Here is a 15,737-nt window from a genome sequence, read left to right on the forward strand (position 1 = left end):
TATGGGAATCGACAGGTACAATGCGTGCCAAATTGGTCCGAGCAATCAAAAGAGGATATCCCATGACCAAATCCGCAGATCTATTTGAGAAAGCACAGCAAACCATTCCTGGTGGCGTGAACTCTCCTGTACGTGCTTTTAACGGCGTTGGTGGCGCACCGATTTTCGTTGAACGAGCTGACGGCCCGTTGATTTTTGATGCTGACGGCAAAGCGTACATTGATTATGTGGGTTCTTGGGGTCCGATGATTCTTGGTCACAACCACGCGGTAATTCGTGAAGCGGTTATTGACGCAGCGCAGCGTGGCTTGAGCTTTGGCGCACCAACCGAAATGGAAATTGCGATGGCTGAACTGGTTTCAGAACTTGTCCCATCGATGGAACAGATTCGTATGGTGAGTTCAGGCACTGAAGCAACCATGAGCGCAATTCGTCTTGCTCGTGGTTACACAGGTCGTGACAAAATCATGAAATTTGAAGGTTGTTACCATGGTCATGCAGACAGCCTGCTAGTTAAAGCGGGGTCGGGTGCTCTGACGCTTGGTCAACCAAGTTCACCAGGTGTTCCAGCGGATTTCGCCAAGCACACACTAACGGCAACATTTAACGATCTAGACTCAGTGCGCGAACTCTTTGCGGCAAACAAAGGTGAAATCGCATGTATTATCGTTGAACCTGTTGCTGGCAACATGAACTGTATTCCGCCAGTGGAAGGTTTCCATGAGGGGCTACGTCAAATCTGTGATGAAGAAGGCGCGCTGCTGATTTTTGATGAAGTAATGACAGGTTTCCGCGTGGCTCTAGGTGGTGCTCAGGCTTACTACAACATCAAACCAGACCTAACAACACTAGGTAAAGTTATTGGTGGTGGTATGCCAGTGGGTGCGTTCGGTGGTCGCAAAGAAGTGATGCAGTACATTGCACCTACAGGCCCTGTTTACCAAGCGGGTACTCTATCAGGTAACCCTGTAGCGATGGCGGCAGGTTTCGCTTGTCTGAACCTACTCAAACAAGAAGGTAACGAAAAGCGCCTTGCTTCTAAAACTAAACAGCTAGCAGATGGCTTTAAGCAACTAGCAGACAACCACGGTATCCCTCTTGTCGTCAATCAAGTTGGCGGCATGTTCGGTTTCTTCTTTACCGATCAAGAAAGCATCACCAGCTACGAAGACGTGACTAAGTGCGACATCGAGCGCTTCAAACGTTTCTTCCACCTGATGCTGGATCACGGCGTTTATCTTGCGCCATCGGCTTTCGAAGCGAGCTTTACTTCTCTGGCACACGGCAGCAAAGAAATTGAAGCAACGCTGGAAGCGGCAGATCGCTGTTTTGCTATCATCGCACAACAAGCTTAACCTCTACTGCATATGGAAAAGGCTGCATTGAGCAGCCTTTTTTATTGCCAGTTAAACAAGACTAACAAAACCAATCCTGCCATTAACAAGGCAAACCAAGGTATAGAAGGTTTGCTTTTTGATGCTGACTTGCAGCCTTTGTCATTATTACAGCATCCCATGTTTTGACTCACCTCTGATACAAATCTGATTCTTGATTGATAACTGCCTGTTTTAAAGCCATTATACTGATACATCGTCAAACAATTGGACAAGATTGTGTCAGATAAAATTAAAATCACCTCCAGTCACTGGGTACTAGTGATAGCCCTGTTGGCTGCAGCGTTCGCGTGTTTTTTATTGGTAGAGCCTTACATCAATTCGATCGTAATGGCGTTTATCATTTCGCTGTTGATGTTCCCTATTCATGATTGGATTGAGAGCAAACTGCCAAATCATAAAAATGTTGTTTCTCTGCTCTCCTGTATTGTGTTGACCTTTATCATTGTCGTCCCACTGTTGTTTGTTTTTGCTGCTATCGTTCAGCAAGGCTCTGCATTTTCTCAAAACGTTTATCAATGGGTCACTCAAGGGGGCATCCAAACACTCTTCGAACACCCTTGGGTTGTGAAAGGTTTGTCTTTAGCCAACACTTACTTACCTTTCGATAAGGTAGAGCCTCAAGAGATTGCTCAGAAAGTCGCTCAGTTTGCCACGAGTTTTGGCAGTAATCTGGTCGGTATCAGCGCGAAAATTTTAGGTGATGCGACTAACTTCCTAATGGACTTTTTCCTGATGTTATTCGTGCTATTTTTCTTACTTCGAGATCACGATAAGATCATCAGTGCTATCCGCCATATCCTTCCTTTGTCACGCAGCCAAGAAGATAAACTACTGGATGAAGTTGAGCAGGTGGCGAAGTCTGCCGTCATGGGTTCATTCCTGACTGCAATTGCTCAAGGTATCGCGGGTGGACTCGGTATGTGGCTCGCCGGATTCCCAGGTCTATTCTGGGGAACCATGATGGGCTTTGCTTCATTTATTCCGGTTGTTGGTACTGCGCTCATTTGGATCCCAGCAGCAATCTACCTCTTCCTCATAGGGGATACTACGTGGGCTATCTTCCTGACCGTTTGGAGCGTAGCTGTGGTAGGTTCGATAGACAACTTGCTCCGTCCATTCCTAATGCAAGGTAGCGCTGGAATGAACACGCTAATGATCTTCTTCTCTTTGTTAGGTGGTCTACACTTATTTGGCTTAATTGGCCTAATCTACGGCCCGATCATCTTTGCTGTGACCATGGTATTGTTCAATATCTATGAAGAGGAGTTTCAAGGCTTCTTAGATCAACAAGATCGCAGCTAAACAGCAAAACGGTTTAATACTTCAAGATGAGGGAGGATTGTGCGAAAATCCCCCCTCATTTTTTTCTACTGAGTGCTCTATGTCTGCCTATATCGCGCCAAGTCAAATTGCCGAGCGACAACTTGCTTACTTCGAAGGTAAACACGTTCTTGTTGCTGGTGAAGCTGAAGACCTATTTCCTGTTGAACTGGTGAAACACTGTCAGTCTGTAACAGTATTTACCACCAACTATGGTTATCATCGTCAGCTTGAATCCTATTCGCAAATTACCCGTGTCTTTGGTGCAGAGTTCACACAACAAACTCAGGCAGATTTGGTCCTGCTCTACTGGCCAAAAGCGAAAGCTGAAGCCGAGTATCTGCTGGCCATGTTGATGTCCAAACTAGGAACCGGAACTGAAATCGTGGTTGTGGGTGAGAATCGCTCTGGTATTAAAAGCATTGAGAAAATGTTTAAGGACTATGGCCCGATTACCAAATACGACTCCGCACGCCGTTGTTCTTTCTACTGGGGGCAATGTACTCAGACACCCGCAGCTTTCCAACTAGATGAATGGTATAAGACCTATCAGGTTAGCTACAAAGAGCGCACTCTGACCATTAAAAGCTTACCGGGCGTGTTCAGTCACGGAGAGTTTGATATTGGCAGTAAACTGCTGCTCGATACCCTACCCGATCTGACTGGCAAGGTTTTAGACTTTGGCTGTGGAGCGGGCGTCATCGGCAGCGTGATGGCGCTCCTTAATCCAGACATCGAGCTAGAAATGTGTGATATCAGCGCACTCGCGGTCGCGTCTAGCCAAGCCACACTCGAAGCTAACGGTTTGACTGGTCGTGTGTTTGCCTCTGATGTTTATTCGGATACCAGCAAGGATTACAACTTCATTATCAGTAATCCTCCTTTCCATGCTGGCCTCGATACTAGCTACAGCGCAACGGAGACGCTGTTGGCAAAAGCACCACAGTATCTAAACCCACAGGGACAACTATTTATCGTTGCTAATAGTTTTCTTAAATATCAGCCGATTATTGAGCAAGCCTTCAGTAATTGCGAGACGCTAAATAAGACCAATAAATTCGCGATTTATCACGCTAATAAGTAGTCGACTTGCCCAATTCTTGCCAAGGATTGGGCAACATCTCCCCTGCCAAAGTAAAAACTGCGCTTTTCTCCACGCTTTCCTTGCAACTTACTTGTCAAAGTAAAAAAACTCGTTAATTTTGTCACTATAGGAAAATAACGTTTTTATCCCGCTTACAGGTTTTTAGGCCCCAACCTTTAAGCCGAACTCTTGGAAACTCTAGTTAGATCATGTTTAAGTTGTATCGGAAACAGAAATTTAAGCGTCTTCAAAGCACTCTGATGCTGGCATTTCTGGTCTTAAGTATCACGCCTCTTACCGTTATCGCTATCTTCTTCTTGCAGTCACACACCACTGACTTACAAGAGCAGAGCACATTGCATTTGGTTTCTGTTCGCGATAGCAAGCAGCAGCAAGTCGTTGACTACCTATACGCGAAAGAGTCGGAAGTCATGGGGTTTGTACGCTCAGAGTTAGCGTATGCGAGTGGTGGTCGATTCTACGGCTTGGTCAACGCATTTGGCAGCTTAGGCCTTGATATTGAACAGGCACGCGAGTACGCACAAAAGCGCTATATCCAAGGTTCGGGCGATCAAATCAAAACCTCTATTTTGCCTCAGTCTAGCCTTTTTAATGGTACAGAACGCTACCGCTTGCTTCATAAGCGCTATCACTGGGCTTATCTGGAACTGCTCAAACGCTCTGATTTCGATGATATCTTATTGGTCGATCGAGAAGGAAACGTCACTTACTCGACGTTTAAATATGACAATTTCGGCACTAACTTGCTAACTGGCAAATATAAAGATGCTAATTTAGGACACACTTTTACCAAACTAAGAAATCTGGTCACTGAAAAACGTAAAACGAACGAAGACTTTACGCCGGTTATTATCTCAGATTTTGCCCAAGAGCAAGGCAAGTCAGTGGCATGGCTAGGCGCACCCATTGTGCAGCAAGGTTATCTGCACAGCTATGCCATGTTTCGTCTGCCGAATAACGGCATCACCAAGCTGATAGCTGATACCAAAAACATCCCTTCGATGAAGACCCTTTTGGTTGGTGCCGATCATCAATCCCGTACTCTCGCATACCAACAGGAAGATATTGATAAAAGTCGACAAGTGGTGGATCTCGCCTTGTCTGGATTAACCAGCTTTGGAACCTACTCTAACTCAGAGAAAGAGGCCATCATTGCCGCCTATGCCCCGATTTCGGTTAAAGGTATCGACTGGGCACTGGTCGTTGAAGTACCAGAAAGTGTTGCCTTTGCTCGCATTCATCAACTTGAAACTGTGTTTATTTTCGCGATGTTAACGGCAATCTTACTGGTTGTTATGGCCTCCCACTACCTGTCCAATTTCATCACATCGCCACTTCTTAAATTGACTTGGGCTGCCGAGAAGGTATCTGCTGGCGATCTTGATGCCACTATGATTAACACGCAGCGTAAAGATGAAATCGGGCGCCTTGCGGTCAGTTTTGAGCGGATGCAACGCTCAATTCGCGAAAAGATCCTCTTAATCAAAGAGCAAAATGCAGAGCTAGAAAGCAACCTCAAACTCATTCAAAAACAAAATGATGAGTTACAGCTCGCCAATAAACTCAAAGATGAATTCTTAGCGACAACCTCTCATGAGTTACGAACGCCTTTACACGGCATGGTGGGGATAGCCGAAGCACTCACTTCAGGAGCTAACGGCCCAATCACAGCAGAACACAAATACCAGTTAGATATCATTATCAGCAGTGGTCAACGTCTTGCTACCTTGGTTGATGACTTACTTGATTACCATAAGATGCGTTATGGAAACTTGGATATCGACACCAGTGCGGTAGATTTATCCGGTTCAACGCGCTTAGTACTTGAGCTTTCTTCCCATCTGCTAGGCAACAAACCCATCCGAATTATCAACCAAGTACCTAGTGAACCCGTGTGGGTCAGTGCCGACCCGCAAAGACTTGAACAGGTGCTATATAACTTGGTTGGCAATGCAATCAAATACACCAGCGAAGGTAAAATCGTCATTTCCGCGAACGTTATCGACGATCATATCCGTGTTCAGGTCGTCGATACTGGCCAAGGCATTCCTGCTGACCAGCTCGAACATATTTTTGAGCCTTTGATTCAAGCGGGCAGCGACTCAAGCCGCTACCGTCAAGGCGCAGGATTAGGTTTGTCTATCAGTCGTCAGTTGATCGAACTGATGCAAGGGTCTTTGTATGTGAGCAGTCAACCAATGGTTGGCACCACGTTCAGCTTTACATTACCTATCGCGAGTGAAGAGCAAATTCAGCAAGCAAACCACTATGAAGCGCCCCACTTTATCGCGCCGGATAGCGGAGAGATTGAGTTAGCCGAACCTGTTAGCCTACCAGAAAACCCTGAAGGCCCTCTGCTACTCGTCGTTGATGACGAACCCGTGAACCTTAGAGTGTTGGACAGTTTCCTAAGACTGGAAGGCTATCGCGTACGCACGGCTAAAGATGGTCACGAAGCACTGGAATCGATTGAGAAAGAGAAACCAGAGCTACTGTTACTGGATATAATGATGCCAGGTATGAGCGGATATCAGGTGTGTGAAACGGTTCGTAAAAAGTACGATCATGCCGCCCTGCCTGTCATCATGCTGACTGCTCTTAATCAAACGGATGACCGAATTCGCGGGTTTAACGCAGGGGCTAACGATTACCTGTCGAAACCATTTAACAAGCAAGAGCTTGCTGCCCGTATCATTGCCCATCTAACGGCCAGCAAAGCTGAACTACGCCGACTTGAGAACCAGCAACTCCAGCTTGAACTCAAGCACCGAGCAATGGTTGAAGCCAGCCTGTTAGAAACACAAGGACGCCTACTAGAGCAACTAGAAACGGCGCCAGAAGCGATCATCTGTATTCGTGAAGATAACAAGATTCGCTTTGCCAATGAGGCGGCTTCAAAGCTATTTAAACGTTCTACCGAACAGCTAAAACGCTCAAGCGCTGACGAACTTATCGCACCCAAATTCCTTCATGTCGAACAAGAGCATTACTGCGGTACGATTGATGTTTACGTCGAAGATGTCCGACAACACCTTTCTGCGGATATTTTGAAACTTCCACAAGGTTCAGGCCTGCGTTCGATTTACATCTTTAACGTTGGCGGCAGCATCAATGCAAGCCGCATTAATAACTTGGAAACCGCAATTGAAGCGTTGTCCAGTTTTGCCTTTGAAGGTGATAAAGCCAAACTGCAAGAACTCAAAGAGCTGGGAGGAGAGTTTACGCGATTGGCTGATCGAGTTGCCGGAGACAGCAAATCCAAACAAGATATTATGCGTGAAGTGTTAGTTGATGCGATGACAAGCGCACTCAACTATTGGGAGTCCGTCACAGGACAAACCAAGTTCTCTTTCGCAGAACAAAGTGGTTTATGGCGCGTCTATCTCGACCGCAGTACTTTGCAAACACGCACACTCGACAAATACCTACGTACCGAGACGCTACCGAAAACACCACGCTGGAGAACGGTTCTAAGCTCACTGGATTACATCCTAGAGCACTGCAATGAACAAGGCCCTGAGAGAACGCATATTGAAGGGCTAAGAGATAAACTTCAGCACTTACTGACAAGCTAATACACCTTCAATGCCAAACTAAAAAGCCCGCAGTAAGCGGGCTTTTTATTCTCATCATTTTGCCTTGATTAATACTCAAATACCGTTATTACGACTCGTAAAACAACCTATTACTTGCCGCCATTTAGCCGCTATTTTTTTGTCTAGCAGGTACTCAAAATGATACAAAACCACCAACAATGCGTAAAAAGAACTCAGTTTGCGAAGCCAATCACAACAAGACGGCAGTTTTAATTTAACCCAAAAAATTAACAGAAAACTTCCAAGTGACCCACATCTCACATTTTACTTCCATCAAAACAGGCCTTATAAAATAAAGAAAATGAAGTTAGCAACCACTCACAAACAAACTAATGCACATGGACTATTGCGACTCACTTCAAAGGCCTTTTCATGATTACAATTTAATCAAATTTGGTTTTTTTAACAGTATTAACGGAGATGGTGATGGTTTTGACGTTTTTAACGGGAATAGCAATTGCGAAAATTGACGTTAAGGTGTTTTCTTAGTGTGCCTAAGGCCTACAGGCCACTCTGGATTTTCATATCACCTCCGATTGAAAATCATTAACAAGAGGTGGGCCTTAGTGAGTGTTTATCAATTGATGACATTCCATTCCATAAGTGAAATGAAAGCAAATAGTAAGGAACAGCTATGCTTGCCAACATAAAAAAAACAGCACTAGCAACAGCAATTATTGCTACAGCAACTACCGGATTCGCATCGGTAGCAACAGCCGCTGAACGTAGTGAACTAACTATCCACCCTAAAGAGTTCACAACTTTTGTTCGTAACTTTAACCCATATTTAGGTGCAACTCACTTGCACACTACTTGGGACTTCATCTACGAGCCTCTAGTTGTGTTCAACGAAATGCACGGTAACACGCCAGTATTCCGTTTAGCAGAAAACTTTAAAATGGCTGACGACCTAAAGAGCGTAACTTTCGATATTCGTAAAGGCGTGAAATGGTCTGACGGCGAAACATTTGATGCTAACGATGTCGTGTTCTCTTTCAACCTAGTTAAAGAGAAATCAGAGCTAGACCAAAGCGGTATCAACTCTTGGGTATCTTCTGTTGAGAAACTAAACGACTACCAAGTTAAATTTAACCTAACAGAAGCGAACTCAAACGTTCCTTACGAAATTGCTAAAGTACCTGTTGTACCTGAGCACATTTGGAAAGACGTGAAAGATCCTTCAACCTTCACTAACGAAAACCCTGTAGGCTCTGGTCCATTTACAGAAATCGATACGTTCACTGCTCAGCTATACATCCAGTGTGCTAACCCGAATTACTGGGATGCAGACAACCTAGATGTTGACTGTCTACGTGTTCCTCAAATTGCAAACAACGACCAGTTCCTAGGTAAAGTTGTTAACGGTGAAATGGACTGGACGTCTTCATTCATTCCTGACATCGACCGCACTTACGCTGCGGCAAGCCCTAATCACCAGTACTGGTACCCGCCAGCAGGTACTCAGGCGTTCGTTGTTAACTTCAAAAACCCTGATGCAGCGAAGAACGAAGCACTTACTAACGTAGACTTCCGTCGTGCATTCTCTATGGCTCTAGACCGTCAAACTATTATCGACATCGCGTTCTACGGTGGCGGTACAGTGAACGACTTCGCATCTGGCCTTGGCTATGCATTCGAAGCTTGGTCTGACGAAAAGACTCACAACCAGTACAAGGGCTACAACACATACAACGTTGAAGGTGCTAAAGAGTTACTGAAGAAAGCGGGCTTTAAAGATGTAAACAAAGATGGTTTCGTTGACACTCCATCTGGTAAGTCTTTCGAGCTACTAATCCAATCTCCAAACGGTTGGACTGACTTCAACAACACCGTTCAACTTGCAGTTGAGCAACTTGCTGACGTCGGCATTAAAGCGAAAGCACGTACTCCAGATTTCTCTGTTTACAACCAAGCAATGCTTGAAGGTACGTACGACGTAGCTTACACAAACTACTTCCACGGTGCAGACCCATACACTTACTGGAACAGTGCTTACAACTCAGCACTTCAATCTGGTGAAGGTATGCCTCGCTTCGCGATGCACTTCTACAAAAATGACAAGCTAGATGGCCTACTAAACAGCTTCTACAAAACAGCTGATAAGAACGAGCAGCTAGAAATCGCTCACGGCATCCAGCAAATCATCGCTTCTGACCAAGTTACGATTCCTGTAATGTCTGGTGCTTACATGTACCAATACAATACAACTCGATTCACTGGTTGGTGGAACGAAGAAAATCCAAAAGGCCGTCCAAACATTTGGGCTGGTATCCCAGAGCGTCTACTACACGTACTGGACCTAAAACCAGTTAAATAAGTAGTTGTTCTAACGATGCGGCATACGCTCTGTATGCCGCAAAATCCCCCAACGTTTTGATGTGTTCTTTATATGGCGCCAGTCGTCAGGGGATTTTTCGCTCTAAATTTTGTTTTCGCTAGGAGCGACCTGAAACCAGAAACAGGGAAAATCTGGGTAAGTAAGGTGAGTTATGGGTTATTTTTTAAGACGTTTGTCGTTCTATTTGGTCGCATTGTTAGTTGCTGCGACATTAAACTTTATTATTCCTCGTGCAATGCCGGGAGATCCGGTAACCATGATGTTCGCTAACGCTTCGGTACAGGTGACTCCGGAACGTATCGCTGCAATGAAAGAGCTATTAGGCTTTGTTGATGGCGGGTTGTTTACTCAATACATCGCCTACATGAAAAACATCCTCAGCTGGGAACTTGGAACATCAATCCAGTTCTACCCACTATCTGTTAACAAACTTTTGGGTGGAGCATTTGGTTGGTCACTATTCCTAGCTGGTAGCGCCGTTATCCTCTCATTCTCAATAGGTTCGATACTAGGTATCTTTGCTGCATGGAAACGTGGCAGCAAATATGACGCCTTCGTAACTCCTGGCATGCTTATCATTCAGGCGGTGCCTCAAGTCGTTATCGCCATGTTGACGCTATTCGTCTTTGCTATTGGTCTGAAGTGGTTCCCTACTGGCTACGCGTACACCGCAGGCACTGTGCCGGATTGGACAAGCTGGGCATTCTACAAGGACGCCGCATATCATGCTGTGCTACCACTATTCTGTGCTTCGATCATTCAAATTGGTGGCTTCCTAGTCAACATGCGTAACAACATGATCAACCTGCTTGCAGAAGACTACATCACGATGGCCAAAGGTAAGGGTCTGAGTGAGAACCGTGTGGTATTCAACTACGCAGCGCGTAACGCTCTACTTCCTAGTGTTACTGCACTTTCAATGTCGCTAGGTATGGCCATCGGTGGTCAGCTAATCGTTGAAATCATCTTCAACTACCCGGGTCTGGGTACTGTATTACTTAACGCTATCAACGCTCGTGACTACCAAGTTCTTCAGGGTCAATTGATCATCATGACGATGTTTATGCTGTCATTTAACCTTATCGCCGACATGCTTTACGTAGTACTTGATCCTCGCCTTCGTAAGGGAGGGAAATAATTATGAAAGATCTATATAAACTGATTCTAGGTAACGCTTACGCTCGTACGGGCTTAGCCATTGTTGTCCTGTTCATTTTCATGGCGATTGCCGCACCTTTGATTACCAAACACGCGCCAGATAAGCGCACGGGCAATCCACATGAATACCCAGGTTTCGTCGTTAAGTCAGCCAAAGCAAATCCAGATGGCTGGATCGCACAAAACCTAGCTACCGATCGCCGTACTATGCTGTTGTCGAAAAAAGCAGATCACGTACTGGGTACTAGCCGTATGGGTCGCGACATCTGGTCACAACTGGTTTACGGTGCTCGTATCTCTCTAGGTGTTGGCTTCGGCGCAGGTATCACTGTTTGTTTCCTAGCGACGGTCATTGGTATCTCTGCGGGTTACTTCGGTGGCCGTGTTGACGATTTCCTGACCGCAGCAATGAACATCATGTTGGTTATTCCTCAGTATCCTTTACTGTTCGTACTCGCCGCCTTTATCGGTGAAGCAGGCCCGTTAACCATTGCCATCATCATCGGCTGTACCTCCTGGGCATGGGGGGCAAGGGTAATCCGCTCTCAAACTCTGTCTTTACGTGAAAAAGAGTTTGTAAAAGCGGCAGAAGTTCTCGGTGAATCATCGTTCCGTATCATCTTTGTTGAAATCCTACCAAACCTTATCCCAATCGTAGGCGCGAGCTTCATTGGTTCGGTTATGTACGCAATCGGCATGGAATCTATTATTTCGTTCCTAGGTCTAGGCGACCCTAGCACCATCAGTTGGGGCATCATGCTTTACAACGTACAGACCTCGTCAGCAATGCTAATCGGCGCTTGGTGGGAAGTTCTTGCACCTTGTGCAGCCTTAACTCTACTCGTAACAGGTCTTGCTCTACTGAACTTTGCAGTTGACGAAATTGCGAACCCGCAGCTTCGCTCTCACAAAGGTATGAAACGCTGGAAAAAACTGGCTGAGCAGGACAAGAAAGAGCGTCAGCCAGAACTGCCACCACAAAATGCACTATGGAGCGGAGATAAATAATCATGACAGCACCACTCATTTCTATCCGCAACCTTTGCGTTGACTACATTACTGATGCAGGTGACGTACGTGCCTGTAACAATGTCAGCTTTGATATTGCACCTGGAGAAGTATTCGGCTTAGCAGGCGAGTCTGGTTGTGGTAAATCCACCGTTGCTTTCTCTCTGATGCGCCTACATAAGCCACCAGCGTTTATCACCGGTGGCGAGGTTATCTTCAATGGTGAGGACATCCTTAAATACAGCGATGAACGCATGCAATCGTTCCGTTGGAGCGAGATGTCCATGGTATTCCAAAGTGCGATGAATGCGCTTAACCCAGTATTGACCATGGAAGATCAGTTCTGCGACGTAATCATGCGCCACACGAACATGACACGTGAGCAAGCTCGTAAACGCGCAGAAGGATTGCTTGAAATCGTAGATATTCACCCTAGCCGTTTGAATGACTACCCTCACCAGTTCTCTGGTGGCATGCGTCAACGTCTGGTTATCGCGATTGCACTGGCGCTAAATCCCAAAATGATCATTATGGATGAGCCAACCACCGCTCTCGACGTAGTGGTTCAGCGTGAAATACTGCAAAAGATCTACGCGTTAAAAGAAGAGTTTGGTTTCTCTATTCTGTTCATTACTCACGATCTCTCTTTGATGGTCGAGTTCTCAGATCGCATCGGCATCATGTATTCCGGTGAGTTGATTGAAGTCGCACCATCAAAGCAGATTCTGGAAAGTCCTTACCACCCTTACACCAAAGGTCTGGGTAGCTCTTTCCCTCCATTAACTGGCCCAAAGACGAAGCTTACTGGTATTCCAGGCAACCCACTTAACCTTCTAGAGGTACCACAAGGTTGTCGCTTCCAAGCTCGTTGTGACCGCGTGCATGAAACATGTACTCAAGTCCCAACTGCACTAAGACAAATTGAGCCAAATCGTTTCTCTAACTGTCACCTCTATGGCGAGCCGATTGCACAGAGAAAACTCTAGCAAGACGCTGAGAAACAAAGAAAAGATTACTGGAGACAAATATGAGCAAAGATTTTGGCCAACTACTTGTTGAGGGAAAAAACCTTGTAAAGGATTTCCCGATCAACAGTAATGCCTTAAACCAACCTATGATGCGTGCGATCAACGACGTATCGTTCAAAATGTACAAAAGCCGCGGCCTATCCGTGGTGGGTGAATCAGGTTCGGGTAAATCCACTACAGCGAAGATGATCGCAAAAATGTACGCACCAACATCAGGTGTGATTGAGTACAAAGGCCGTGATATTCAAACCATCGATTCTCGTTCGGATCTGATGGCATACCGTGAAGGCGTGCAGATGGTTTGGCAAGACCCATTTGGCTCTCTAAACCCTACTCATAATATCTTTCACCATATTGCACGACCACTGCTTATCCACAAGAAGGTGTCACCTGGCAATAAGAAGGAACTGGAAGAGCGCGTTTATGACCTGCTTGAACAAGTTGGTCTGATCCCGCCAAAAGAGACATCACAAAAATTCCCGCACCAGTTATCAGGCGGTCAGCGTCAACGTGTCAACCTGGCACGTAACATCGCGGTAGGTGCAGAAGTTGTGCTCGCCGACGAACCAACATCAATGCTGGACGTATCGATTCGTGCAGGTGTCCTAAACCTGATGGAAGAGATGAAATTCGAAAAGCAGATGTCTCTGCTTTACATCACTCACGATATCGCAACCGCTCGTTACATTGCCGAAGATCTGGCAGTTATGTATGTGGGACACATGGTTGAATGGGGAGATACTGACGAGATCATCCACGATCCTCAACACCCATACACGCAACTCTTGGTCTCAGCAGTACCAGATCCAAGTAAGTCGATTCACGAAAAACTCAAAGGTAACAAAGGCGAGATTCCGTTGTGGACACCAGCCTCAGTGGGCTGTCCATTTGCCGGACGCTGCCAACACGCTACTGATAAGTGCAGTGAGAAGTTACCAGAAGTCACTCAATTGTCTGACAACCACTTTGTGCGTTGTTACCTATACGAAAAATAATGCCATAAGAGCCAGGAGCGCAAGCTCTTGGCTCAACAACTCAATCACCCCCTATTTTCGGAGATTTTGATGCTGCTACTTACTAACCATATTGGTTATGAAGCCCTTGGGCCAAAGCAGGCTGTTTTGATGACACGTAAAGCACGTCTTTCATCTACCACTGCGCTGTTAGTCTGTGCTGATAGTCACCAAACTGTCGCGACTTTTGCTGTCGAAAAAGGCACAAAAGTGGCCAATTGGCACCAAGGGAATTTTTTCCGCATCGAGTTCTCATCATTCGAACGCCCAGGTCGTTACTACCTGCGTGTCGATAACCTACGCTCTGAAGTTTTTAACATTGCACAGGGATTACTGTTGAACACCACGCTTTCAGATGTTCTGCACTACTTTAAGTCTCAGCGCTGCGGCGGACGCTTTGACAAGCAAGATCATTCGATCCCTCTGCTTGGCTCAGAGACTCGCGTTGACGTACACGGTGGCTGGTATGATGCATCCGGAGATGTGAGCAAATACCTTAGTCATCTCTCTTATGCCAACTATCTCAACCCTCAGCAGACCCCTATGGTGGTCTGGAATCTACTTCAAGGGTTAGAACAACTCAAAGAAAATGAGCAAGTCGCTGCATTTACTAAAGTACGCATGACAGAAGAAGCGCTGTTTGGCGCAGACTTCTTAGTTCGAATGCAAAATGAACAAGGCTTTTTCTATATGACCATTTTTGATAAGTGGTCAAAAGACACCAAGCAACGCGAAATCTGTGCATACGAAACACAGCAAGGGCATAAATCAGACGATTTCCAAGCCGGCTTCAGACAAGGTGGCGGCGTTTCAATTGCCGCTTTAGCCGCCGCGTCACGCCTTGATGAAAGCGGTGAATACTCATCGAATGATTACCTTGAAGCCGCAGAAAAAGGCTACTGGCATTTACGCGAATGCAACACGCAATATCTCAATGATCAGCAAGAGAACATCATTGATGAATATTGCGCCCTACTTGCCGCCGTTGAGTTGTACAAATCGACACAGAAATCAGAGTACTTAAGTGAAAGTCGTCAATGGGCTGCAAAGCTTCACAACAGGCAGTGTAGCGATGACCGCTTTGAACATTTCTGGTCAGCAAACCAAGACGGCTCTCGCCCTTATTACCATGCCGCAGAAGCAGGTTTACCCACCCTTGCTCTATGCCACTATTTATCGATTGAAAACGACCCACAACAGGCGGCTATCAGCCAATCTGTTGTACAGCGAAGTGTTGAGTTTGAACTGGCGATTACTCAAGCGACAGCCAACCCATTTGGTTACCCACGCCAATATGTAAAAGGTGTGGGAGAACAAAAACGCGATGCTTTCTTTGTCGCCCAGAACAACGAAACAGGTTACTGGTGGCAAGGTGAAAACGCCCGTTTAGGGTCCTTATGTGCAATGGCATTTTTCGCACTACCGCATATCCAAAACCAAGAAACCAAACAACAACTGCTGCGTTTTTCTCAAAATGCTTTGAACTGGATCCTTGGTCTCAACCCATACCACATGTGCATGCTTGATGGACACGGACACAACAATCCTGACTACCTTCCTCAGTATGGATTTTTTAACGCAAAAGGTGGTGTCTGTAACGGTATCACCGCTGGCTTTGAAGATGCACAAGATATCGCTTTTAATCCGCCGGGACAAAAAGACGACATGTTGCAGAACTGGCGTTGGGGGGAGCAATGGATCCCACATGGTGCTTGGTACCTATTGGCTGTAATTACGCAATTTAGCCACTTTTCTCAACAAGAGGAGCAGTAAC

Annotated in this window: 10 protein-coding genes; all 10 read left to right on the forward strand. The window is 45.9% G+C overall.

Features of this window, described 5'->3' with window-relative positions:
• The first annotated feature begins 62 nt into the window (after positions 1–62).
• The 10 genes from hemL (at position 63) to ACQEXT_RS06390 (ending at position 15,736) form a co-directional block, all read left to right on the forward strand.
• Positions 63–1,355 (forward strand): glutamate-1-semialdehyde 2,1-aminomutase, encoded by a 1,293-nt coding sequence (hemL, locus tag ACQEXT_RS06345; protein WP_331416875.1) that lies wholly within the window; start codon positions 63–65, stop codon positions 1,353–1,355.
• Positions 1,356–1,613: 258 nt separating this feature from the next.
• On the forward strand, positions 1,614–2,699 hold the full coding sequence (locus ACQEXT_RS06350; protein ID WP_426951107.1) for an AI-2E family transporter: 1,086 nt from the start codon (positions 1,614–1,616) through the stop codon (positions 2,697–2,699).
• A 79-nt stretch (positions 2,700–2,778) separates the two neighbouring features.
• Entirely contained in the window at positions 2,779–3,801 is a 1,023-nt protein-coding gene (rsmC, locus tag ACQEXT_RS06355; protein WP_426951109.1) for a 16S rRNA (guanine(1207)-N(2))-methyltransferase RsmC, read from the forward strand.
• 209 nt (positions 3,802–4,010) lie between these two features.
• Positions 4,011–7,397, forward strand: a complete 3,387-nt coding sequence (locus tag ACQEXT_RS06360) for a response regulator (RefSeq protein ID WP_426951110.1) — start codon at positions 4,011–4,013, stop codon at positions 7,395–7,397.
• A 655-nt stretch (positions 7,398–8,052) separates the two neighbouring features.
• Positions 8,053–9,735, forward strand: a complete 1,683-nt coding sequence (locus ACQEXT_RS06365; RefSeq protein ID WP_426951112.1) for an ABC transporter substrate-binding protein — start codon at positions 8,053–8,055, stop codon at positions 9,733–9,735.
• Between the two features lie 172 nt (positions 9,736–9,907).
• Entirely contained in the window at positions 9,908–10,894 is a 987-nt protein-coding gene (locus ACQEXT_RS06370; protein WP_426951114.1) for an ABC transporter permease, read from the forward strand.
• 2 nt (positions 10,895–10,896) lie between these two features.
• Positions 10,897–11,922, forward strand: coding sequence for an ABC transporter permease (locus ACQEXT_RS06375; RefSeq protein WP_426951116.1), 1,026 nt, complete (start codon positions 10,897–10,899; stop codon positions 11,920–11,922).
• Positions 11,923–11,924: 2 nt separating this feature from the next.
• A complete protein-coding gene (locus tag ACQEXT_RS06380; RefSeq protein ID WP_426951117.1) occupies positions 11,925–12,908 on the forward strand; it encodes an ABC transporter ATP-binding protein in 984 nt (327 codons plus the stop codon).
• A 41-nt stretch (positions 12,909–12,949) separates the two neighbouring features.
• A complete protein-coding gene (locus ACQEXT_RS06385) occupies positions 12,950–13,945 on the forward strand; it encodes an ABC transporter ATP-binding protein (protein ID WP_331416883.1) in 996 nt (331 codons plus the stop codon).
• A gap of 69 nt (positions 13,946–14,014) precedes the next feature.
• Complete coding sequence (locus tag ACQEXT_RS06390; RefSeq protein ID WP_426951119.1) at positions 14,015–15,736, forward strand: glycoside hydrolase family 9 protein; 1,722 nt, start codon at positions 14,015–14,017, stop codon at positions 15,734–15,736.
• Position 15,737 lies beyond the last annotated feature (1 nt).

It is taken from the genome of Vibrio sp. TRT 29B02, assembly GCF_050113655.1.
In the GTDB taxonomy this organism is placed as follows: Bacteria; Pseudomonadota; Gammaproteobacteria; order Enterobacterales; family Vibrionaceae; genus Vibrio.

Coding starts and splice junctions, on each gene's coding strand:
- ACQEXT_RS06360 (WP_426951110.1), top strand. CDS start 4,011: ATGTTTAAGTTGTATCGGAAACAGAAATTTAAGCGTCTTCAAAGCACT.
- ACQEXT_RS06385 (WP_331416883.1), top strand. CDS start 12,950: ATGAGCAAAGATTTTGGCCAACTACTTGTTGAGGGAAAAAACCTTGTA.
- ACQEXT_RS06370 (WP_426951114.1), top strand. CDS start 9,908: ATGGGTTATTTTTTAAGACGTTTGTCGTTCTATTTGGTCGCATTGTTA.
- ACQEXT_RS06380 (WP_426951117.1), top strand. CDS start 11,925: ATGACAGCACCACTCATTTCTATCCGCAACCTTTGCGTTGACTACATT.
- ACQEXT_RS06390 (WP_426951119.1), top strand. CDS start 14,015: ATGCTGCTACTTACTAACCATATTGGTTATGAAGCCCTTGGGCCAAAG.
- ACQEXT_RS06365 (WP_426951112.1), top strand. CDS start 8,053: ATGCTTGCCAACATAAAAAAAACAGCACTAGCAACAGCAATTATTGCT.
- hemL (WP_331416875.1), top strand. CDS start 63: ATGACCAAATCCGCAGATCTATTTGAGAAAGCACAGCAAACCATTCCT.
- rsmC (WP_426951109.1), top strand. CDS start 2,779: ATGTCTGCCTATATCGCGCCAAGTCAAATTGCCGAGCGACAACTTGCT.
- ACQEXT_RS06375 (WP_426951116.1), top strand. CDS start 10,897: ATGAAAGATCTATATAAACTGATTCTAGGTAACGCTTACGCTCGTACG.